The sequence below is a fragment of the Streptomyces sp. NPDC059740 genome, assembly GCF_042733155.1.
Lineage (GTDB): Bacteria > Actinomycetota > Actinomycetes > Streptomycetales > Streptomycetaceae > Streptomyces.
In genome coordinates, this window is the sequence record NZ_JBHWGP010000008.1 from 238,887 (window position 1) to 259,136 (window position 20,250).

Genomic DNA, 20,250 nt, shown 5'->3' on the forward strand with positions numbered 1-20,250 from the left:
GGCGGCGCGGGGGCCGCCGTCGGCCCCCGGGTCACGGCGGGGGCGCGGCCTCGCAACCGGCGGGTGCCGCCGCCGCAGGCCGCTGCAGGGCCGCGTGGGCCGCGGGGCCCGCCCCCTCCGCCGCGGCGTGGAGTGGGGTGACCGCCTCCACGGACTCCTGCGGCACCGCCCCGGGGAGGTGGGCGGAGGCGCGGGTGAGAGTCCGCCGGCCGTGCAGGAGGAGGACCGACGCCGAAGCGGCGCAGACCACGGCTCGCAGCTGCCACTCCCGGGCCGGGTCCGTGAACCAGCCCGCGCCGGGGAACGGGTGGGGGCGGGCCAGGAGGTGCCCGGCCGCGAGGGCGGCGTGGCCGGCCAGGGCCGTCAGGAGGGCCCCGGCCTGGGCCCTGGTCCGCCCGTACAGGGCCGAGAGGCGTGCCTGGAAGAGGAGGACGCCCAGGGCGAGGGCGGCACCATCGGGGACGGGGCTCAGCCCGAAGGCGGTCCGGGCGGCGGCCAGCACGGCGGCGAGCGAGACGGCGTGGCCTGCGGCGGTGAGCAGCAGCGCGGGGCGGGTCCGGCCGGTGAACTCGGTCAGCCACCGGCTGTCGGCCAGGGCACGGCGCCCCCGGCGTGCGAACCACCGGGCCCACCAGGCCGCGAGCGGCAGGCCGCAGGCCAGGCCCACAGCGGTCGCCGTGCACGTGGCCGCCGCCGCGGTCGTCACCGACGCGGACGCCGGGCGGCCCGCCGGCGGCCCGCCCGTGCCCGGGTGGGCGGCCAGGAGGGTCCAGACCAGGAGCAGTGCGGTGGTCACCGCGGCTGCCGGGCCTGCCCGGTGGCGGGCGCGCAGCGGGCCGCTGCGCACTGCCAGCCGGACGGCCGGCCAGGCGAAGCCGGCTCCGGCTACGAGGACGGCCGGCCGCAGCAGTGGGCCGCCCTGTGCCGGGTCGGCTGCCGCGAACGCCGCCGCGGTGGTAGCACACAGCGCCGCCGGCAGCAGGTGCAGGGCGAACCGGACCCCGCGCGCGGGACGGTTGCCCGGGGCCGGCGCCGGGGCGGGGCCCGTCGGCTCGGATGTCCTGGGCGGAACGCTGCCGGGGGCACGGGCCCAGACCTCCTCGGCCAGCGAGAAGACGTCGCGGTGGCGGTAGCGGGCGGCCGTGCGGTCGGTGACGCCGTGTGCCTCCAGGCCCGCGGCGATCTCCCAGGGGTCGACCGCGGTCTCGCACAGTTCGCGGTGGCGGTGCATGAGCAGCCGGACGGGGTCGGCGGGGCCCGGGCGGGGCGGTGCCGCCACGGGGGTGGCGGCTCGGGTGCCGGGCGGGCCCTGCGGCGGCAGCTGGGCGGAGTCCGGGACGGCCGGGGAGGCGGACACCTGCACGGCGGACCCTGACTCCGGACGGTCGGTGGTGCTCACGCGGCTCCCCCCTTGTCCCAGGTGCCCACGGGTGCGGCGGCGTGGTGTTCCCTGCTCCGGCCGTGGGGTGCCGAAGGGCAGGGCTCGGCGGTGGTGGGCGCGCGTCGTCCGGGGGCGGGCGGCGCCGGTTGCCGTGTGCGCGGCTGCCCGGTCCGGCCGGCGTGGGGCGTGCCGGAGCCGCGGGTGCACCCTGCCCAGCTGCCGGGGAGACGGGCCTCGGCGGGCAGGGCGAACGGGAGCACGGGCCCGGCCGCCAGGCGATGGTCACGGGCCTGCGAGCCGGACATCAGCTCCAGGTAGATGCCCCGGAAGGCGGAGAGGTTCTGCTCGACGGTGAAGAGCTCCAGGGCCCGGGCCCGCGCCGCCGCCCCCAGCCGGGCCCGCCGCGCCGGGTCCCGCAGCAGGGCCAGGCAGGCGTCGGCGAGGGCGCGCGGGTTGCGCGGCGGCACCACCAGGCCCGTGCCGCCGATGACCTCGCAGACCGCCCCCACGTCGGTGGAGACCGTGGCCCGGCCGCTGAACATGGCCTGAACCAGCGCCCGCGGGAAGCCCTCGACGACGCTGGAGAGGACGGCCACGGCGGCCCCCGCGTAGGCGTCCGCCACCTCCGGCACGGTGGGCGATCCGACCTCCTCGAAGGTGACCGGGCTCCGGCCGACGGTGTGCGCGTCGGCCGCCTCGTCGGGGAAGAGGTGCGCCGCCAGGGCGCGCAGTTGCGCCGCGTACGCCTCGTCCGCGGGGGCAGGGCCCGGGGAGCCGACGATGCGGAGGGTGGCGTGGGGCGCCGCGCTGCGGACGGCGGCGAACGCGTGCACCAGGCCGACCAGGTCCTTGTCGGGGGTGAGGGTGCCGACCCACACCAGGCACTGCGAGTCGTCGGCCGGGGCGTCGGGCAGCGGCACGAACGGGTCGGCGACCATCCCGGGGTGGACCGTGCGCAGCCGGTCGCGGGGGGCTCCGCAGCGCTCCTGCCAACGGCGGGCGCGGCTGCCGCCGGGGGTGATCAGCGCGGCCCGGCGGTAGGTCTCGGCGGCCAGGGCGCGCTCGAAGGACGCCACCAGGGTCCGCACCGTCGGAGCGGTGTCCCGCGCGCCTCCCGGGGCGCGGCGCAGGTAGTGCTCGCGCAGCGCGGCGTCCACCTCGGTGACCAGCAGCGGGACGCCGTGGTGCCGCGCCGCCAGCAGCCCCGGCAGGGCGACCGGGCCGGCGGCTGTGGCGTGGCACAGGTCGACGGTGTCCAGGGCGGGGACGACACCTGCCCATTCCGTCCCCGGAGGCCCCGCGGGGAGCGGCTGCGCTGCGGTCGGGACGCCCGGCGCGTCCTCGGGGCCGGTGGTGTACCAGTCCAGGGAGAGCGGACGCAGGGCGCGTTCGAGGTGGTCGGCGAGGGCGAGGAGGTCGTCGACGTGCGGGGTGTCGCCGGTGCGTCCCGCGGCCTGCCGCAGCGGCCGCTCCAGCAGGCGCAGGGCCTCCTCGCCGAGGAGCAGGCCGGGAAGGTGCCCGGGGTGCTCGCCCGCGAGGTCGGCGAGGCCGTACAGGCCGGCGGCGAAGGACTCGGCCCGTTCCCCGCCGGGGGCGGCAGGTCCCTCGGCGGTGAAGCCGTCGACCAGGGAGGCCAGGTGCGAGGCGAAGCCCCGCCGCAGCCGCCGGCCGGCGCGGCCGGCGGCGCCCCCGGCCGGCGGGGGCCCCCACAGGGGGGCGGTGCGCGGGCCGCGGACGTTGCCGGGGAGGGCCGCCGGCGACGGGGCCCCCGGTTCGCGGGGAAGGAGGTGGAGGAGGAACTCGTGGCTGCCCAGACCGCGCACCAGCCGGTCGCACCACGCTCCGCCCTCCCCCGGCGCATCCGGACGGACACTCTCGGTGAGCAGACCCACGCGCACGAGCGCACCCCCGTTCTTCCAGTCGGTGTCCTGGTGGCGGCTGACGCCCGTCACCAGCAGCAAGACGGTAAGCAGCGGCGACTCGGCCGCATGGACGGTTGTCCGTCGCGCCACCGGAAGGGGTGAATCGTCGTGACTTTCCCCCGCTGCGGCCGTTTCGCCGCGCTATGTGTCGGGGAGTGCCGGCAGAGCGGGCCGGGGCCTCGCGGGGGGTGCGGGCCCCGGACCGGTCCGGCCGGTCAGGTGGCGGGGTAGGGCCAGGCGTTGGCGCGGCAGGTGCGCCCGTCGAGGGTGAGGAACTTCGTCTGCTGCATCATCACCGGGGCCAGGGCGCCGTCCCGGGGGCAGGTCTCGTGGTTGTGCCCGAGCCGGTGCCCGACCTCGTGGTTGATGAGCATCTGGCGGTAGGAGTACATCGCCTCGGGCCCGTAGGTCTCGGCGCCCTGCGCCCACCGGTAGGCGTTGATCATCACGCGGGGGGTGGCGGCCGAGTCGCAGGAGACGTTCTCCTCGGAGGTGTCCAGCCCCGACTTGGCGCACCAGGCCGCGGTGGTGCCCGGGCTGGCGAGCGTGATGACGAAGTCGGGGGTGCCGGAGCTGATCCGCTCGAAGGTGCGCACCCCGCCGTGCGCCCAGCTCCGGTCGTCGTTGAGGGTGCGCTGGACGGCATCGGCGAAGAGCGTCCCGTCCAGCGGCAGTCCGTCCTCCACGTCCACCCGGTAGCGCAGGCGCTGCCCGCGGCCGGGCGCCGGGTCGTGGCCGGGGACTGCGGTGAAGTGTCCCGAGGCCGTCAGGTGGGGGTCCAGGTCCAGGGGCTGGGACATCTTCTGGGCGTAGGTCAGCGGAGCGGCCCGCCGGGTGGAGCGGGAGGAGCCGTCCGCGCTCCGGTGCTTGCCCTCCCCGCCCGCCGAGGCCGAGGGCGAGGCCGCGGCACCGGCCCCGTCGGCCGTCGTCGACCGCTGGTGGCCGCCGTCGGCGAACTGGCCCGCCGCCACCACCGCCAGGACGGTGGCGACCGCCGCGGCGGCGACCCCCGCCAGGGTGCGGCCTCTGCCGCTCCGGCCGGCGCCGCCCCGTTCGCCTCCGTCCCCCTCGTCCGTGGCCCCTCCGCCGGCGCCGCCGGCCTCGGGGGCGATCCCGGGGGTGTCCGTGTCCCCGACCGCGGTATCGGCACCCGGTCTGCGCTGCGCCGGCCCGGGGACGGGGCGCCAGCGGCCGGAGGCAGTGGCGGTGGGCCCCGCCGACGCCCCGTCCGGGGTCGCGGCCGGAGCTGTCCGGCCCGAGGGGGCGAGGCCGTCGAAGGCCTCCAGGTACTCCTTGCGGGGGCCGGCGAGCGGACCGCCGGCGGGTGCCGAGGCGCTGCCGGTGACGGTCGGGCCGGTGGGAGCGGCAGCACCGGGGACGGGCAGGGCGCCCCAGGCGCCGCCGCCCTCGTGCTGCTGCGGGTGGGCGCCGCGCGCGGCACCGTCCCCGGTGGCGCGGTGCGGGGCGGGGAAGGCCGGTCGGTCGTGGCCTGGCGGGGCGGGCCGGGGCGCGGGAGCGGGCCGGGGGCGGGGGGCGGCCTCCTCGGGATCGGGCGTCCGCGGGTGGCTCGCCCCGGCTTCGTCCGTGCCGGTCTCGCGACGACTGTGGCGTCCCACGTCTGCTCAGCTCCTGCCCGTCTGGAGGTCCGTGCTGCCGCGCCCGGTGGGTGCGCGGTGCCTGCCGTCGCCGGCCGGCCGGTCGTCTGCGACGGAGTCCAGCAGCTCGCCGACGGCACCGGCCACGGCCTCGGGGTACTCCATCATCGCGACGTGCCCGGCGTCCGGCAGCGTCAGCATCCGCGAGCCGTGGAAGGCCTCGGCGGCCCGGCGCGCCATGCGGAAGGAGACGAGCCGGTCGCGCCCACCGTAGACCAGCAGCGTCGGGGCGAGCACCCGCTCCGCCTGGCGCCAGAGGTTGTACTGGCCGCCGAGGGTGTACGCGTTGACGATGCCGCGGGCCGAGCGCTCCATGGAGTCCCAGAAGTAGGGGAGTTCGAGCCGCCGGGCGTACTCCTCGGTGGCCGCGGCGAAGCTGTCGGGGCTGACGCGTCCGGGGTCGCCGTAGCACAGGCCCAGCACCTCGCGGGTGCGGCGCTCCGCGGTCCAGTCCCGCGTGAGGTGGCGGAAGAGGCGCGTGACCCCGGGCAGGGCCAGCAGCGCGGTGGGCATCGCCGACAGCTGCGGCGGCACCTCGGGCATCGCCGGCGAGATGAGCGTGAGGGTCCGCACCAGGTCGGGGCGGGCTGCCGCGACGGTCGTCGCCACCGCCCCGCCCAGCGAGTTGCCGAGCAGGTGGACCGGGCCCTCGTGGCACGCCTCCAGGTAGCGGATGACGGCGCGCGCATGGCCGGGCACGGAGTAGTTGCCGTCGTCGGGCGGCGGCGAGTCACCGAAACCGGGGAGGTCGAGCGCCACCCCGTTGACGCGGTCGGCCAGCCTCGGCATCAGGTCCGACCAGTTCTGGGAGGACCCGCCGAGGCCGTGGACGTAGAGGGCGGTCGGGAGTCCGGGCCGCTGTTCGGCACGCGTGCGCACGCTGAGCGTGAGGCCGGGCAGGGTGACGGTGCGTACCCGCTCCCCCGCCCCGACGCGGGAGGCCCGGCCGGCGGGCGGCACGGGCATCAGGGCCCGGGCGTCCGGCGACTCGTCGGTGGAGGACATGCGTCGATGTTACGAGAGGATCACGTGCCCGCCGCCTGTGGTGGCGCTCACAGGGGGACCCGTCCGGGGCGGCGCCTCCCGGTCCGCGTCGCGTTCGGGGACGGTGTCTCCTAGGCTCGGACGTGCACGACGGCCCGGACGCACCCGACCGCGGCGGCCGTGGTCCGCCGGCCGGAGGCCGGTGCCCTGCAGAGCCGGTGACCAGCGCGGAAACAGCAGTCATCGGGGGCCGTCCCACGGGAAGAAGGGGGTCATGATGCCAGTCGACCCGACAGAACCGGAAGTGCCCGCGACCGACGACGCCCAGGAGATCCACGTGGAGGCTCCCGAAGCCGACGCGCACGAGCAGCGCGCCCCGATCGCCCCCGGGGACGCGGTGGAGGAGGAGGCCGTGCCCCCGCTCGTCCCTGACCCGTTCGGGGTGGCGAACGAAGCCGACCGAGCCGAGCAGGCCCGCATCGTGGAACTCGACGAAGACGAATACCGATGACCTGTGGAGGTATGTCACCTTCCCACGAGGGGAAGGGCGGTTTTTTCTCGCCGCTGCGCACGCACAGGTCCGTTACCCAAAAGTACGATGGCGGGCGCGGGACCGCCGAGCTGCGGCTCCGCACCCGGAACCATCCTTGGGAGGCGGCGTGACAGCCATCGAGCAGACCGAGGCGGCGCGCCCGCGGGGCACCCGCCTGCCGCGCCGAGCCCGGCGGAACCAGCTCCTCGGTGCCGCACAGGAGGTCTTCGTCGCCCAGGGCTACCACGCGGCGGCGATGGACGACATCGCCGAGCGGGCGGGCGTGAGCAAGCCTGTGCTCTACCAGCACTTCCCCGGCAAGCTGGACCTCTACCTGGCGCTGCTGGACCAGCACTGCGAGGCGCTGCTGCAGTCGGTGCGCACCGCCCTCGCCTCCACGACGGACAACAAGCAGCGCGTCGCGGCCACCATGGACGCCTACTTCGCGTACGTCGAGGACCCGGGCGGCGCCTTCCGCCTGGTCTTCGAGTCGGACCTCACCAACGAGCCGGCCGTGCGGGAGCGGGTGGACCGCGTCTCACTGAGCTGTGCGGAGGCGATCAGCGAGGTCATCGCCGAGGACACCGGGCTGTCCAAGGACGAGTCGATGCTGCTCGCCGTCGGGCTGGGCGGCTACTCGCAGGTGGTGGCCCGGTACTGGCTCTCCTCGGGGAGCACCGTGCCGCGCTCGACCGCCGTCCAGCTGCTCACCTCGCTGGCCTGGCGGGGCATCGCGGGCTTCCCGCTGCACGGCGCCGAGGGGCACTGAGCCGAGGGCGCGAAGGCGCCCGGGGTCCCCGGCCGTCGCTTGCGGGCGACGGCCGGGGACACGGTGTCACAAGGCGCCGAAACCGACCTTGCGAGCGACCTGCTCGCCGATCTCCACGTACGCCAGGCGTTCGGCGGGGACGAGGACCTTGCGGCCCTTCTCGTCCTCGAGGCTCAGTAGCTGCGAGGTGCCGCCCAGAGCCTCCGCCACCGCACGCTCGACGTCCTCGGCGGACTGCCCGCTCTCCAGAACGATCTCGCGGGGCGCGTGCTGCACGCCGATCTTGACCTCCACGGCCTTGTCCCTCCGACGGTCCGATCTCCCCTCGGGCCTACCCGCGGGGTGCGCGACGATCCGCGCAGTACGCAGCCACATTAGCCCGGTACGGGGACCCGGCCCCGTCCGCGGGAACACGCCCGCAGCGAACACCGCGGAGGACGGCCGGCGCCCGCCCCGGCACCGGGCCCGGCGGGCGGCTCCGGGTGCGGGCCTCCCGGGACCGGCACGGGCGGGCGGGAGCGCGCCGCGGCGCACGGCGGCATCCGGGATCATCCAGGGGGTGGCTCAGGGTTGCCGGGTCCGCACGGTGGGTACGACGGCCGGTGACGGAGTCGCCGGGGCCGACCGGCACCCACCGGCCCGTCACCGTGGACGTCCGACGTGTCGGGAGGGAAGCCGCATGATCCTGGAAGCGCTGGCCTCGTTGGGGCTCGGACTGCTGATCGCGCTGGCCTCCACCCGGTGGTGGGCGGTGCGCCTTCCGCTGCGCCGCCTGAACCTGTGGACGGGCCCCGGCGCCGCACTGCTCGGGGCGTTCGTCGCCCGCTCGGTCCTCGGCCCGGGCCACCCGGCGGTGGTCCTCCTCGCGGCGGTGGCGATGGCGGCGGCGGCCCTGTCGCTGCTGGTCCGCCCGCAGCACGGCCGGGTGCGGTCGGTCACCGCCTGAGGCCCCGGGCCGGTGGCGACACCGCCGGGCCGGCGTGTCGGGCTGCCGGCCGGCGGTCCGGTGGGAGGAGTCAGGCGGCCAGCCCCAGGGCGGCCATCCGCTTGGTGTGCGCCTCGGTGATGCGGGAGAACATCCGCCCGACCTCGGCCAGGTCGAAGCCGTCGGCGACCCCGCCCACCAGCATCGTCGAGAGCGAGTCCCGCTCGGCCACCACCCGCTGCGCCTGGGAGAGCGCCTCACCCATCAGGCGCCGCGCCCACAGCGCGAGCCGGCCGCCGACCCGGGGGTCCGCCTCGATGGCGGCCCGGACCTTCTCCACGGCGAAGGAGGCGTGCCCGGTGTCGCCGAGCACGGTCAGGACCAGCTCCCGGGTGTCGGAGTCGAGGCGGACCGCCACCTCGCGGTAGAAGTCGCTGGCGATCGAGTCGCCGACGTAGGCCTTGACCAGCCCCTCCAGCCAGTCGGAGGGCGCGGTCTGCCGGTGGAACTCGTCCAGCGCCCCGGCGAAGGGCTCCATGGCCTCGTTCGGCTCGGCCTCCACCTGGGCGAGGCGTTCCCGCAGGGTCTCGAAGTGGTGGAACTCGGCCGAGGCCATCTTGGCCAGCTCGGCCTTGTCGTCCATGGTGGGCGCGAGCTTCGCGTCCTCGGCCAGGCGCTCGAAGGCGGACAGCTCGCCGTAGGCGAGGGCGCCCAGCAGGTCGATCACGGCGGCCCGGTACTGCGGGTCGCCGGACGCCTCCTCCCAGGTCCGGTCCGCGATACGGCCGGCCTCGCCCGGGGCGGACCCGGCTGCGGCGCCCCGGTCGGTGCCGTCGGCGGCGGAGGCGGTCTGAGCGTGCTGCTGGTCTGGCGTCTCCATGCAGCGCACAATAGCCGTCCCGACCGGTGGCGTTGTGAGCACGGTCGTCCTCGCCGGGCGCTTTCGCACAGGGTGTGACGTGTTCTTCCGTCCACAGCCCTTCGGCTGTGGCGCCCGTTACCGGTAGAGTGATAGAGAACCTGTCCCGTATGGGCAGGTCGTTCCACGCACGCGGATGCCCGGTCGGTGGCCCGATCGGCTCCACACGACCGCCCTCTGGACGGTGCGTACCGAGTACGCGCGCAGAGGGGACACCGCTCGCGGCATGTGTGTCCGAGCGAAGGCAGTGGTCCCGCGCCCTCCGGCCGCAGCAGCGCCGGTGTGTCCTGCACGGCCCGTACGCGTACGGGCAGGTGGGCGACGGGCACGGTACTGACCCCCTTCGCGTCGGACGCCGCCTCACGCCGCGTCTCACAGAAGAGGCGACCACCCTGACTACGTTCCGAGACCTCGGGATCCTTCCCGAGACGGCCGAAGCCCTTGAGGCCGTCGGCATCACGACCCCCTTCCCCATCCAGGAGATGACGCTCCCGGTGGCCCTGTCGGGCTCCGACGTCATCGGCCAGGCCAAGACCGGCACCGGCAAGACCCTGGGCTTCGGTCTCCCCCTGCTGGAGCGCGTGACCGTCCCCGCCGACGTCGAGTCGGGCCGGGCGGACGCCGACCGGCTCACCGACGCGCCGCAGGCGCTCGTCGTCGTCCCCACCCGTGAGCTGTGCCAGCAGGTCACCAACGACCTGCTCACCGCGGGTAAGGCCCGCAACGTCCGGGTGCTCGCCATCTACGGCGGCCGGGCGTACGAGCCGCAGGTCGAAGCCCTGCAGAAGGGTGTGGACGTCGTCGTCGGCACCCCCGGCCGGCTGCTCGACCTGGCGCGGCAGAAGAAGCTGACGCTCTCCGCCGTCCGGGCGCTCGTCCTGGACGAGGCCGACGAGATGCTGGACCTGGGCTTCCTCCCGGATGTCGAGCGGATCATCGAGTTCCTCCCGGCGAAGCGCCAGACCATGCTGTTCTCGGCGACCATGCCGGGGCAGGTCGTCTCGCTCGCGCGCCGCTACATGACGCAGCCCACGCACATCAGCGCCACCTCGCCCGACGACGCCGGACAGACGGTGGCCAACATCACCCAGCACATCTTCCGGGCCCACTCGATGGACAAGCCGGAGATGGTCTCGCGCATCCTCCAGGCCCGCGGGCGCGGCCTGGCCATGATCTTCTGCCGCACCAAGCGCACCGCCGCGGACATCGCCGACCAGCTCTCCAAGCGGGGTTTCGCCGCCGGTGCGGTCCACGGCGACCTGGGGCAGGGCGCGCGCGAGCAGGCGCTGCGGGCCTTCCGCAACGGCAAGGTGGACGTGCTGGTGTGCACCGACGTCGCCGCCCGCGGCATCGACGTCGAGGGTGTGACCCACGTCATCAACTACCAGACCCCCGAGGACGAGAAGACCTACCTGCACCGGGTGGGCCGCACCGGCCGCGCGGGCAACAAGGGCACCGCGGTCACCCTCGTCGACTGGGACGACATCCCGCGCTGGCAGCTGATCAACAAGGCGCTGGACCTGCCCTTCCAGGACCCGGAGGAGACCTACTCCACCTCCGGGCACCTCTACGAGCTGCTGGACATCCCCGAGGGCACCAAGGGCGTCCTGCCGCGCAACGAGCGCACCCGCGCCGGGCTGGCGGCCGAGGAGGTCGAGGACCTGGGTGAGACCGGTGGCCGCGGCCGTTCCGGCGGCCGGCGCGGCGAGGGCCGCGACAGCCACGAGACCCGGGAGGCCCCGGCCGAGCGGACCCGCACCCCGCGCCGGCGGCGTCGTACCCGCAACGGCGCGCCGGTGGGCGAGGGCGGCCGGCCGGCCGAGGCGGCGAAGGACCGGTCCGGCGCCGAGGCCTCGCTCGACGCCGCCGAGGGCGCCGCGCCGTCCGACGGCCCGCGTCAGCCGCGCCGGCGTCGCCGTACCCGCAGGTCCGGGGAGTCCCAGCCGGCCGCCGCGCAGGTGCCGGCCCGTGACGGAGAGCAGACCGCGTCGGCGCCCGAGGCGTCCCCGGCTGTCGCCCCGGTGGCCGAGGCCGTCGTCGAGACGGTCGGTGAGACCCCGGAGGCACCGGCCGGGCCGCGTCGCCGCACCCGCAGGGCCGCCGAGCCCGCGGTGACCGCCGAGGTCGTCACCGAGCCGGCGCCCGCTGCGGCGACCGAGGCAGTCGAGACGGTGACCAAGCCGCGGCGGACGCGCAAGACCGCCGCAGCCAAGGCCGCCCCCACCGAGGCCGCCACCGAGGCCGCGGACACCGCAGCCGAGGCAGCCGCCCCTAAGGAGACGCCGGCACCGCGCCGCCGCACCCGCAAGACCGCGGCGACCACCCCCGCACCGGCCACCGACACCGCCACCGCCACCGCGGACGAGGCACCCGCCAAGCCCCGCCGCACCCGCAAGGCCACCGCCAAGCCCGCCGAGGCACCCGCCACGGCCGAGACCGCGGCGACCGAGGCAGTCGAGACGGTGACCAAGCCGCGGCGGACGCGCAAGAGCGCCGCAGCCAAGACCGCCCCCACCGAGGCCGCGGACACCGCAGCCGAGGCAGCCGCCCCAAAGGAGACGCCGGCACCGCGCCGCCGCACCCGCAAGACCGCGACGACCACCCCCGCACCGGCCACCGACACCGCGGACGAGGCACCCGCCAAGCCCCGCCGCACCCGCAAGGCCACCGCCAAGCCCGCCGAGGCACCCGCCACGGCCGAGACCGCCGAGGTGCCGGCGCAGCCGCGTCGGGCCCGCAAGCGGACCGCGAAGGCCGCCGAGGCGGCTCCCGAGAGCTGAGCCCGGCCTCCGGCGGTTGCGGAGGAGCAGCACATCCGACGGCCCGGTCGCCACGGCGACCGGGCCGTCGGCCGTCCCCCTCCCCGTCCGCGAACGTTTCCGCCCGCTCGGCTCCGTGACGCGCAGCGGTACGCTCGCCTGTATGAGCACGCCGCCCACCCTGGAGCTGCCGCCCTGCGCCTCGGCGTACCGTCTCGCGACCGACCGGGGGGAGTTCGCCGTCCATGACGCCCGGCCCGAGCAGTGGCGGGGCACCGCCTTGCTGGTACCGGGGTTCACCGGCAGCAAGGAGGACTTCATCGGCCTGCTGGCCCCGCTGGCGGCGTCCGGTTTCCGCGTGGTGGCGGTCGACGGCAGGGGGCAGTTCGAGTCCCCCGGCCCCCGGGAGGAGTCTGCCTACGCCCGGCGGGAGTTGGCGCAGGACGTGCTGGCGCAGACCCGGGCGCTGACGGCGGCCGGCGGACCGGAGAGCGGGCCGGTGCACCTCCTGGGGCACTCGCTGGGCGGGCTGGTGACCCGGTCCGCGGTACTCGCCGACCCTGCGCCGTTCGCCTCGCTCACCCTGATGAGTTCGGGGCCGGCAGCGGTGGCACCCGCCCAGTGCGAGCGGTTGCGCATGCTGGTGACGGCACTCGGCGGGATGGACATGGCCGGGGTCTGGCGGGCGATGCGGGAGCTGGAGCCCCTGGAGACGCCCCGGGACGCGTCGGCGGCGGCGTTCCAGGACTTCCTGCGGCAGCGCTGGATGGCCACGGTCCCCGAGCAACTCATCGCCACCGCCGGGCAGTTGCTGACCGAGCCCGACCGGGTGGCCGAACTCGCCGGACTGGGGCTGCCGATGCACGTCATCAGCGGCGAAGTGGACTACGCCTGGCCCGTGCCCACGATGGACGCCATGGCCGCCCGCCTTCGGGCGCACCGCACCGTCGTGCCGGACGCCGAGCACTCCCCCAACGCCGAGCAGCCCGCCGTGACCGCCGCGGCCCTCGCCGGGTTCTGGCTGCGCACCCCCGCCACCCCGGGCGACACGAGCCGGGTGGCCACGCGGGACACACCGGCCGTCCCGGCAGAGGACTGACCGGGCGGGGCTGCGCCCCTGGGGCAGGGACGCCGGCCCCCCGACCGGCGAGGCCGCCGTCCGCTTCACCCTGAAAGCAGTCCGACCCCTCGCTCCCGGCACCACCCCGCACACCCCTACGCGTCACTCTCCGTGGGCGCGTTCACAGCGGAGATGTCCGTTATCTGCACGCTGTGACGCCTTTGTCACACGGACGTCGTTAGACGTTCAAAAATTTTCTTTAGCGTAGGGAATGAACCGCTGATACAGCGCGTTGTACAGAACGGAAGCGCTCGGCAGTGGAGCCGCAGGGCTACCGACCACACCAGTTCTCCGTTGGAGGATCAGACGAAGGGAGAAGCCGTGCGCTTCGAGATCATGCGTTTGGACGACGTCGACGGTTCGGCCGTGGACAGCACCGTCGTGGACGCCGCCTCCGTCAAGCAGATCGTGCAGCAGGCCGCAGCAGTCGGCCAGCGCATCTACATCCGCCCCGCCGCAGAGGCCGTCGTGAACAGCTGACGGCCGCGGGCGCACGCCGCGACGCGTCGTACCGCCCGCACGACACCCATCCTCCGACGCCCCCGGCGCCTCGCGCGCCGGGGGCGTCGGTGCGTGCGGAAGGGGGTTCAGCCGCCCCGGACGACCTGGGTGACGCCGTTGATGATCTGCTGGACGGCCAGCGCGGAGAGCATCATGCCCGCCAGCCTCGTCACCAGCACCACCCCGCCGTCCTTGATGACCCGGATGATGACGAGCGAGAAGCGCATCACCACGTAGAGCACCACGTGGATCGCCGCGATCGCCGTCCAGACGGCGAACTGGCCGCCGAACCCGTCGGTGTGCTGGACGGCGAGGATCACCGAGACGATGGCGCCGGGCCCCGCCAGCAACGGCATGCCGAGCGGGACCAGGGCGACGTTGACGTCCTTGGTCTGGGTCGGGGCCTCGGACTTGCCGGTCAGCAGGTCCAGTGCCACCAGCAGGAGCAACAGGCCGCCGGCGATCATCAGCGCCGGCGTGGTGATGTGCAGGTAGGCCAGGATCTGCCGGCCGCAGACGCCGAAGACGGTGATCACCGAGCAGGCGACGGCCGCGGCCTGCCAGGCCATCCGGCGCTGGACCCGGGCGGTCCGGCCCGAGGTCAGGGCCAGGAAGATCGGCGTGATCCCGAGCGGGTCCATGATCACGAAGAGGGTGAGGAAGAGCGAGCCGAAGACGGTGAGGTCGAACACGGGGAGGGCCTTGCGGTGGGGAGGGGCGGGGGTGCGTGGGCGGCCCGGCGCGGCGGCCCGCCCGTGCGCACCCGTCCCACGGCAGGACGGAACCGGGGAAGGGCAGGTGCGACGGGGCGGGGCGCGGGCGGAACGGGCGGCGCGGGGAAGGGCCGGTCAGCCGCCGGCGCCCGGCACGGGGAACGCGCCGGTGGCACGGCGGACGATCTCGCCGTAGATCTCGGGGTCGGTGGTGTGCTCACCGAGGACGCAGGTCTTGCGGCTGCCGTGGTAGTCGCTGGACCCGGTGGTCAGCAGGGCGTGTTCGGCGGCGAGCGAGCGCAGCCGGTCGCGGGTCGCCTCGTCGTGGTCCATGTGGTCGACCTCAAGGCCGTCGAGCCCGGCGGCGGCCAGCTCGGCGATGGCGCTCTCCGGCACGCAGACGCCGCGCTTGCGGGCCTGGGGGTGGGCGAAGACGGTGACTCCGCCGGCCGCCTTGACCAGCCGGATCGCCTCGAAGGGGTCGAGTTCGTGCTTGGCCACGTGGGCGCGGCCGCCGTCGGCCAGCCACTCGGTGGTGAAGGCGTCGGAGACGCTCGGCACGACGCCCAGCTCCACCATCGCCGCGGCGACGTGCGGCCGGCCCACGGCACCGTCACCGGCGATGCGCGCGACCTGCTCCCAGGTGACCTGCACGCCGAGGTCGCGCAGCCTGCGGACCATGGCCTGGGCCCGGGGCACCCGGTCGTCGCGCACGAGCTCCCGCTCGCGGGCCAGTTCCGGCTCCTGCGGGTCGAAGAGGTAGGCCAGCATGTGCATGCTGACCGGCTCGGCGTCCGCCGCGGAGCCCTCGCGGGGCCGCCAGCGGCACGAGAGTTCGGCCCCGGTGACCAGGGTCAGTCCCGCGGGCAGCGCGGCGCGCGCCTCGGCGTGACCGGCGACGGTGTCGTGGTCGGTCAGCGCCACCACGTCCAGTCCCGCGGCGGCGGCCTTGCGCACCAGCTCGGCGGGGGTGTCCGTACCGTCCGAGGCCGTGGAGTGGGTGTGCAGGTCGATACGCACGGCTCGAACTCCCTCGGACTCGTGGGCGGCGCGGCGGGGCCGCGGCGGACCCTGGGAAGGATACCGGCATCGGCGAGTCGTTCGAGCAGCCCTTCGAACCGCCCGAACGGCCGAAGGGAGGCGTCCGGCCTGACTCTCCCCCGCGGTCACCCGGCGTGATCCCCGCAGCCCGCCCGGCCTGCCCGGCCCCGGCCGCCCGCAGCCCGGCCTCCCTTGACGTCCGGCCGGGCCAGGAGGACCGTGGAAACCTATGAAGGGCGAAGCCAGCTGCCCGAAGTGCGGCGGCCGAGTGAGGGCGCCAGGCCTGTTCTCGGACGCCTGGGAGTGTGAGGCGCACGGCGCCGTCCACCCCCTGCAACCCGCGCTGCCCCCGAGTGTCGAAGCGCTGCGGGCCGTGGTGGGCCGCGCGCACGTCCCGGTGTGGATGCCCTGGCCCCTCCCGGTGGGCTGGCTCTTCACCGGAGTGGCCGCCGCCGGGGACGACCGCAGCGGTGGCCGCGCCGTCGTGGTCGCTTGCTCGGGGCCGGGTCCGCTGGGCGGTCCGGGCGAGCTGCTGCTGGTGGCCGAGGAGCTCGGCGAGGGACTGGGCGCCCACTACGCCGGCATCGACGGCCCCGACCCCGGTCCGCTGCTGCGCACGGACGAGGCGCTCCGGGCGAAGGTGGTGGCCGGCGGCCACCCCACGCCGCTGTGGCGGGTGCAGGACACGCCCGCCGACCGGGCCGTCTTCGCCGGTGAGGCCGACGGACTGTGGCTGTGGGCGGTGACCTGGCCGCAGGAGGCCGGGCTGCTGCTCTACGACGACCTGGTCCTCACCGACGTCCGCAGCGTCGGGGCGGAGGTCGACCTGGTGCCGTGCGGGGCGCTCTGCCCCCGCCTGCTGGGCTGAGGAACCCGGGCCCCGCACCGCAGGTGACACCGGGTCGGCGGCCGTCAGCCGAGTTCGACCCCGCCGCGCAGCGGGTCGCGCAGGTCGGTGCCGTGGCCGAGCCACCTCTCCCGGAGGGCCGCCGCGCCCCGGGCCCGTTTCCAGGCCGCCTCGTTGGGGGTCATCGGCAGCAGCGGCAGGAACCGCACCGGCTCCATGGGCTCGGCCAGGGGAAGGTCGGGCACCAGCCCACCGCCCTCCCCCACCAGCACGGAGGTGAAGGGCGCCGCCGGCCAGAGCGGCCCGCCCACGTCGAGGGAGGCGTCCGGCGCGAGGACCACCCCCTCCACCTGGGGTGAGGCCGCGAGGACGGCGAGAGTGCGCAGGACCTTGTCGGTGTCCGCGCGACCCGGTCGCAGCGAGAGGAACAGCTCCGCCCGGGGGCCGCGCACCGGGTCGGCCACCAGCGCCTCCCCTGAGGTCATCGGCTGCGCCGACATGCCGAGCGTGACGTAGCGCACCACGGGCCCCTCGACGTCCTCACGGCCGCCGTCCGCCCGGCCCGCCGCGGGGCCGCCGGACAGGAAGCGCAGGACCTCGATCCGGTCCGTACCCAGGAACGTCACGGCGGCGCGGGCGTCGGGCTCTCCCAGGGTGGCCGTCAGGTGGGCCTCGACCGTCTGCAGCACGTCAACCATGCGGTGAGCATAGGCGGGGTGGGGAAGGGGTGAACCGGCGGACGAGGGCATCGCAGAGCTGACGTCGGCTGGTAGCCTTGCCGTCTGGTCAGGAACACGACGTCTTCCCCCACGGGGGACCGGCCGGAGGAGGTGGGGACTGCTATGGATCCGAGTCGACCGTGCAGTACCGGCAGTTCTCCCGCCGTCCACCCGGCCTGACCCTCTCCACGGTCCGGTTCGGCCGTGTCCTACCCCTCCGCCTGAACGGCGAAACGCGTGGCTTTCGCGGATCGGGGCACGAGGTGGCGGTAGAGCGCCTTCGACTCTCGCAACTCCTGTTGCACGTGCTGTCCTCGTGACCGCACTGACGCCAACTCCGCTATCGCCGTCAGTGTCCCCACCCCCGGCAGCGCCGCCCGCTTTGCGGACGTACCACCGACGACGTCGGTACGTCCACGTTCCCGGCAGCGTTGTACGCGTGCGTGCCCTGACGGCCGGCCCCTGAAGGAGCCTGCCATGTCGATGATCCGTGACCTGCGCGCCGTCGTCCGCCCGGCCCGGCGGCGCTCGAAGACCCCCTACACCTACGACGCGACGGTCCGCGCCCAGCACCTCAACAGCGCCGTCGTGGACTGCGGCGTGTACCGCGACGGACGGCGCGTCAGCGACCGCGTCAGCCCCGCCGAGGCCATGGCCGAGGTGCGGGAGCAGGGCGGGTTCGCCTGGATCGGCCTGCACGAGCCCACCGAGAACGAGTTCGCCGAGATCGCGGCGGAGTTCGGCCTCCACCCGCTGGCCGTCGAGGACGCCGTCCACGCCCACCAGCGCCCCAAGCTGGAGCGGTACGACGACACCCTCTTCACCGTCTTCAAGACCGTCCACTACGTCGAGCACACCGAGCTGACCGCGACCAGCGAGGTCGTGGAGACCGGCGAGGTGATGTGCTTCACCGGTGCCGGGTTCATCGTGACGGTCCGCCACGGCGGGCAGGGCTCGCTGCGGACGCTCCGTCACCGGCTCCAGGACGACCCGGGGTTGCTGTCCAAGGGCCCCTCCGCCGTCCTGCACGCCATCGCCGACCAGGTCGTGGACGGCTACCTCGCCGTCGCCGAGGCCATGCAGGACGACATCGACGAGGTGGAGATCGACGTCTTCAGCTCCGGCACCAACGGCAAGGGCGCCTCGGCGACCGCGGCCGGCAAGAGCGGGGACGCGGGGCGGATCTACCAGCTCAAGCGGGAGGTCTTGGAGTTCAAGCGGGCGGTCTCGCCGCTGCTGCGCCCCATGCAGCAGCTCAGCGAGCGCCCCATGCGGCTGGTGGACCCGGAGATCCAGGCGTACTTCCGCGACGTCGCCGACCACCTCGCGCGCGTCAACGAGCAGGTCCTCTCCTTCGACGACCTCCTCAACTCCATCCTCCAGGCCAACCTCGCCCAGGCGGCGGTCGCGCAGAACGAGGACATGCGCCGGATCACGGCGTGGGCCGCGATCTTCGCCGTCCCCACGATGATCGCCGGGATCTACGGCATGAACTTCGAGTTCATGCCGGAGACGCACTGGCGGTACGGCTACCCGGCGGTGCTGCTGCTGACCGCCGGCATCTGCGTCGTCATCCACCGCGGGTTCAAGCGCAACGGCTGGCTCTGACCGGGCCTCCTCGGCGGCGGGCCCCGCGGGCCCGCCCCACCCGGCCGCCGGTGCGGGACGTTAGCCTTCCGGTATGACCGAGACCGTGGCGCCCGAGCTGCTGACCGAGGCCTTGATCGAGGAGGCCGCGAAGAAGTCCGGCCTGGTGTGGGTGCGCGGCGCCACCGGCCCGGCGCGGGCCCTGTGGCACGTGTGGCACGAGGGCGCGGTCGTCCTCGTCGGGGACGGCCCCGGGGAGCAGCCGCTGACCGGGCTGGGCCTGACGGACGGGGCGCTCGCCACCGTCACCGTCCGCAGCAAGGACAAGGGCGGCCGGCTGGTGGGCTGGACGGCGCGGGTGACCGAGCTGCCGCCCGGGGAAGAGGCCTGGCAGGCGGCCGTCGCCGAGCTGAAGGGCAAGCGGCTGAACGCGCCCGACGCCGAGACGATGACCGAGCGCTGGGAGCGCGAGTGCCGGGTGCTGCGGCTGGTGGCCTCGGGCGGCTACGCGGCGCCGGGCGCGGTGACGGAGTTCGGCGACTCCTCGCAGGCGGCGCGCCCCCTGCCGACCCCCGCGATCACCCGCCGCCCCATGCCGGCCGCCCTGCCCAGGCTGCTCGGCCGCCGGCGGCGCCGGGGCTGAGGGGTCCTTGCAAGATGAGCGTCCGATGAGGTCGCGTGGTCTGGTGCCGTGCATCGCAAGGCGCCGGAGAGTCCTCGTAGCGGAGCTACCAGGGCTTTTCGGCGACGCCGCGAGGTGCGGTGCCAGACCACGCGGCCCGGGCGGGCATATGGCAAGGACCCCTGAGGCTGCGGCAGGACTGGGGCGAGTGCGCCGGGGCTGGGCGTTGGCGGCGCCTGCCGGCCGTCGCCGTCGCCTGCGGGGCCCCGGCCGCGGGGGCCGCTTCCGCGGGCCGCGGGCTGCTCACTCCCCCGCCGTGATCTGCTTCCCGTAGTCCACGACCTGGCTGCCGGTGGGTGCCTTGAGCTGTACCGCGTGCCCCCACTCGGAGAGGCGGACCACGCCTGCCCCGCCGGCCCGGCTCAGGCGCAGCGGGTAGGGCCTGCCCTCCAGGGAGACGTCCCAGGCACCGCCGTCCCCCTTGTCCCCGTCGACGTGGATGCTGCGGGTGCCCCCGACCGTGCCGTGCGGGCCGGTGGTGAGGGTGCCGTGCAGCGTCAGCACGCTGCCGAGCAGGGCGTTCTTCTCCGTGAAGCCGCTGAAGCGGCGGTAGGCGGGGTCGGAGGAGGGCACCTTGACGTACTTGCCGTCCAGCTTCTTCGCCGCCGCCCGGTCGGAGGCGGACGGGCTGCCGCCGCCCTGCTGGGCCCAGAAGTCGGCGTCGGCCTTCACGTACAGCGCCTTGCCCACCCGCAGGAGCTGGAAGGCGGCCGAGCCGGTGGAGAGCTTGCCGCGGGCGCCGTCGGCGGCGAGGGTGAGGTCGAAGCGGTAGGTGCGGCCCTTGCTGACCAGGTCCCCGGCGAGCCGGACCGACCGGGCCGACTCGGCGGCGCTGCGGGCCCTGGCCTCGATGGTCCTGGCGGGCAGCTTGCCGACGCCGTTGGTGCCGGCGTCGGGATCGCCGGCGCAGGCCGTCAGGGCGAGGCCGCCACCGAGGGCGAGCAGGGCCGCGCACACCCCGCCGTGCAGTCCCCGCCGCGCCGGTCGCGGGGGGCGGGTTGTCCGGTGCGGGACCGGCGTGGGGGACGACACGCTCTGTCAGCCTCCTGGTCGGGGGACCGCTGGGCCGCTCCGGCCGGGAAGGCGCCGGACGGGGCGGCGGGCGCGGCACGGGTGGCGGCGGGCCGCGCGGAACCGTCACGGCGTCAGGGGCGGCGGGCCGCACGGCGTGTGGGCCCCCGCCGCGGCGCGGAC

19 protein-coding genes are annotated in these 20,250 nt (G+C 75.5%); 9 read left to right on the forward strand and 10 right to left on the reverse strand.

Annotation, left to right across the window (positions count from 1 at the left end; genetic code table 11):
• Positions 1–31: 31 nt before the first annotated feature.
• The 4 genes from ACFV3R_RS13400 to ACFV3R_RS13415 all read right to left on the reverse strand — a co-directional run bounded on the left by ACFV3R_RS13400 (position 32) and on the right by ACFV3R_RS13415 (position 5,963).
• On the reverse strand, positions 32–1,399 hold the full coding sequence (locus tag ACFV3R_RS13400) for a hypothetical protein (RefSeq protein ID WP_385580437.1): 1,368 nt from the start codon (positions 1,397–1,399) through the stop codon (positions 32–34).
• Entirely contained in the window at positions 1,396–3,279 is a 1,884-nt protein-coding gene (locus ACFV3R_RS13405) for a glycosyltransferase (RefSeq protein WP_385580551.1), read from the reverse strand. The genes ACFV3R_RS13400 and ACFV3R_RS13405 overlap by 4 nt, the downstream gene beginning before the upstream one ends.
• A 239-nt stretch (positions 3,280–3,518) precedes the next feature.
• A complete protein-coding gene (locus ACFV3R_RS13410) occupies positions 3,519–4,919 on the reverse strand; it encodes a DUF3152 domain-containing protein (RefSeq protein WP_385580440.1) in 1,401 nt (466 codons plus the stop codon).
• A gap of 6 nt (positions 4,920–4,925) precedes the next feature.
• On the reverse strand, positions 4,926–5,963 hold the full coding sequence (locus tag ACFV3R_RS13415) for an alpha/beta fold hydrolase (protein WP_385580443.1): 1,038 nt from the start codon (positions 5,961–5,963) through the stop codon (positions 4,926–4,928).
• A gap of 253 nt (positions 5,964–6,216) precedes the next feature.
• Between ACFV3R_RS13415 and ACFV3R_RS13420 the strand changes: the two genes are divergently transcribed.
• Entirely contained in the window at positions 6,217–6,453 is a 237-nt protein-coding gene (locus ACFV3R_RS13420; protein WP_385580445.1) for a hypothetical protein, read from the forward strand.
• Between the two features lie 148 nt (positions 6,454–6,601).
• Positions 6,602–7,243 carry a TetR/AcrR family transcriptional regulator gene (locus ACFV3R_RS13425; RefSeq protein WP_385580448.1) on the forward strand — a complete coding sequence of 214 codons (642 nt, stop codon included), beginning with the start codon at positions 6,602–6,604 and terminating at the stop codon, positions 7,241–7,243.
• Between the two features lie 66 nt (positions 7,244–7,309).
• Here the strand turns inward: ACFV3R_RS13425 and ACFV3R_RS13430 are convergent, their stop codons facing one another.
• A complete protein-coding gene (locus ACFV3R_RS13430) occupies positions 7,310–7,537 on the reverse strand; it encodes a DUF3107 domain-containing protein (protein WP_385580452.1) in 228 nt (75 codons plus the stop codon).
• Between the two features lie 385 nt (positions 7,538–7,922).
• Here ACFV3R_RS13430 and ACFV3R_RS13435 point away from each other — a divergent pair, with 385 nt between their 5' ends.
• Entirely contained in the window at positions 7,923–8,189 is a 267-nt protein-coding gene (locus tag ACFV3R_RS13435; protein WP_385580455.1) for a hypothetical protein, read from the forward strand.
• Between the two features lie 70 nt (positions 8,190–8,259).
• On the opposite strand, the gene ACFV3R_RS13440 is transcribed toward ACFV3R_RS13435, so the two are convergent.
• Positions 8,260–9,048, reverse strand: coding sequence for a ferritin-like fold-containing protein (locus ACFV3R_RS13440; protein ID WP_385580458.1), 789 nt, complete (start codon positions 9,046–9,048; stop codon positions 8,260–8,262).
• 521 nt (positions 9,049–9,569) lie between these two features.
• Between ACFV3R_RS13440 and ACFV3R_RS13445 the strand changes: the two genes are divergently transcribed.
• From ACFV3R_RS13445 to ACFV3R_RS13455, 3 genes are all read left to right on the forward strand, one after another.
• Complete coding sequence (locus tag ACFV3R_RS13445; RefSeq protein ID WP_385580461.1) at positions 9,570–11,867, forward strand: DEAD/DEAH box helicase; 2,298 nt, start codon at positions 9,570–9,572, stop codon at positions 11,865–11,867.
• A gap of 142 nt (positions 11,868–12,009) precedes the next feature.
• Positions 12,010–12,945 carry an alpha/beta fold hydrolase gene (locus tag ACFV3R_RS13450; protein WP_385580464.1) on the forward strand — a complete coding sequence of 312 codons (936 nt, stop codon included), beginning with the start codon at positions 12,010–12,012 and terminating at the stop codon, positions 12,943–12,945.
• A gap of 342 nt (positions 12,946–13,287) precedes the next feature.
• Positions 13,288–13,446, forward strand: coding sequence for a hypothetical protein (locus ACFV3R_RS13455; protein ID WP_385580468.1), 159 nt, complete (start codon positions 13,288–13,290; stop codon positions 13,444–13,446).
• A 107-nt stretch (positions 13,447–13,553) separates the two neighbouring features.
• Here the strand turns inward: ACFV3R_RS13455 and ACFV3R_RS13460 are convergent, their stop codons facing one another.
• Positions 13,554–14,159: a MarC family protein gene (locus ACFV3R_RS13460; RefSeq protein ID WP_385580471.1), complete on the reverse strand. Its 606-nt coding sequence runs from the start codon at positions 14,157–14,159 to the stop codon at positions 13,554–13,556.
• Positions 14,160–14,315: 156 nt separating this feature from the next.
• Positions 14,316–15,200, reverse strand: coding sequence for a PHP domain-containing protein (locus tag ACFV3R_RS13465; RefSeq protein WP_385580474.1), 885 nt, complete (start codon positions 15,198–15,200; stop codon positions 14,316–14,318).
• A 250-nt stretch (positions 15,201–15,450) separates the two neighbouring features.
• Between ACFV3R_RS13465 and ACFV3R_RS13470 the strand changes: the two genes are divergently transcribed.
• Complete coding sequence (locus ACFV3R_RS13470; protein ID WP_385580477.1) at positions 15,451–16,089, forward strand: DUF6758 family protein; 639 nt, start codon at positions 15,451–15,453, stop codon at positions 16,087–16,089.
• A 44-nt stretch (positions 16,090–16,133) separates the two neighbouring features.
• On the opposite strand, the gene ACFV3R_RS13475 is transcribed toward ACFV3R_RS13470, so the two are convergent.
• On the reverse strand, positions 16,134–16,766 hold the full coding sequence (locus ACFV3R_RS13475) for a suppressor of fused domain protein (protein ID WP_385580480.1): 633 nt from the start codon (positions 16,764–16,766) through the stop codon (positions 16,134–16,136).
• 498 nt (positions 16,767–17,264) lie between these two features.
• Between ACFV3R_RS13475 and ACFV3R_RS13480 the strand changes: the two genes are divergently transcribed.
• Entirely contained in the window at positions 17,265–18,395 is a 1,131-nt protein-coding gene (locus ACFV3R_RS13480) for a magnesium and cobalt transport protein CorA (protein ID WP_385580483.1), read from the forward strand.
• Positions 18,396–18,468: 73 nt separating this feature from the next.
• Positions 18,469–19,017 carry a hypothetical protein gene (locus ACFV3R_RS13485; RefSeq protein WP_385580486.1) on the forward strand — a complete coding sequence of 183 codons (549 nt, stop codon included), beginning with the start codon at positions 18,469–18,471 and terminating at the stop codon, positions 19,015–19,017.
• Between the two features lie 282 nt (positions 19,018–19,299).
• Here the strand turns inward: ACFV3R_RS13485 and ACFV3R_RS13490 are convergent, their stop codons facing one another.
• Positions 19,300–20,088: a hypothetical protein gene (locus ACFV3R_RS13490; RefSeq protein WP_385580489.1), complete on the reverse strand. Its 789-nt coding sequence runs from the start codon at positions 20,086–20,088 to the stop codon at positions 19,300–19,302.
• Positions 20,089–20,250: the final 162 nt, after the last annotated feature.